The organism is Methylobacterium sp. WCS2018Hpa-22, assembly GCF_031843785.1.
Classification (GTDB): domain Bacteria; phylum Pseudomonadota; class Alphaproteobacteria; order Rhizobiales; family Beijerinckiaceae; genus Methylobacterium.
The window spans coordinates 1-1,008 of the sequence record NZ_JAVTJA010000044.1 but is presented as its reverse complement, the minus strand read 5'-3'; the positions used below and the strand labels follow the sequence as shown (position 1 = coordinate 1,008).

The window sequence follows — 1,008 nt, the reverse complement described above, 5'->3', positions numbered from 1 at the left end:
GTCTAATTCTTGCGATACTTCTCATCTTGTCAAATATCCATGGAACGGCGCTGGCGGGTGGCGCATCTGCCGATCACTGCCCTTCAATCTCTTCATTGGCATCTAGCCACGATTCTAAAGGTTCTGTTGGACACGCTTGCTGCCCCACCATGATTTGCTGCCCAATCTTAGTCTCGGTGGACGTGCTTGGTGGTCCAGACAGACGGAGGGCTGTTGTATTCGTCGCGGTCGAACAACCAATCAGTTTGCTGTTTCTTCGTCCGGACTATCCGCCCCCAAAGCTTCTAAGCTGAGTTGCGAAGCGTACCAAATTGTATCCAATCAGGAGAACTAAAATGAAAACTATCGTAAGAATCTCGCTCGCCGCTGCATGCGCTTTGTCATTGCTCACTGTCATGCCCGCCATGTCGTTCGCAGAGATGGCCTATCCGGAAAAGTGTAAGTCCGAGATGGACATGTCAAAGATGGATATGAAGTCCGGTGACATGGGCATGGGCGACATGATGACCGACTATCAGAAGGCATCGATGGAAGGCATGAAGTCGATGCAGATGAACATGATGCAGGGCATGATGAAGAAGGACGCAGACGTTGCCTTCGTGTGCGGGATGATCGCCCATCACATGGGCGCGATCAGCATGTCCGAGGTCGAGCTGAAATATGGTGACAACGAATGGGCCAAAAAATCCGCACAGAAGATCATCGACGCGCAGACCAAGGAAATCGCCGAGATGACTGACTGGCTCGACAAGGAAGCGAAGTAGGAAGGAAGCATGACCATGCATCACATTTCAGATGAAATGAAAGTCTGCATCGACAATTGTCTCGCCTGCTATCGCGAGTGTTTATCGATGGCTATGGGGCACTGCTTGGAAATGGGCGGCGAACATACGGAGCCGAAGCATTTGAAGCTTATGATGGCCTGCGCGGAAATTTGCCGGACTTCGGCTCATTTCATGCTCCTGGGTTCAGAGCATCACAAGCACGTGTGCCGAGAATGCGCTGAGA

General features: G+C 51.5%; 3 protein-coding genes. All 3 read left to right on the top strand.

The genetic code is table 11. From position 1 onward, the window contains the following. Positions 1 to 293, top strand: a 293-nt coding sequence (locus tag RQI43_RS24510; protein ID WP_311276901.1) for a hypothetical protein, incomplete at its 5' end; no start/stop codon positions are given. A 42-nt stretch (positions 294 to 335) separates the two neighbouring features. Then, complete coding sequence (locus RQI43_RS24505) at positions 336 to 764, top strand: DUF305 domain-containing protein (RefSeq protein WP_012653051.1); 429 nt, start codon at positions 336 to 338, stop codon at positions 762 to 764. 15 nt (positions 765 to 779) lie between these two features. Beyond that, the coding region (locus tag RQI43_RS24500) for a four-helix bundle copper-binding protein (protein WP_311276902.1) at positions 780 to 1,008 on the top strand (229 nt) is incomplete at its 3' end.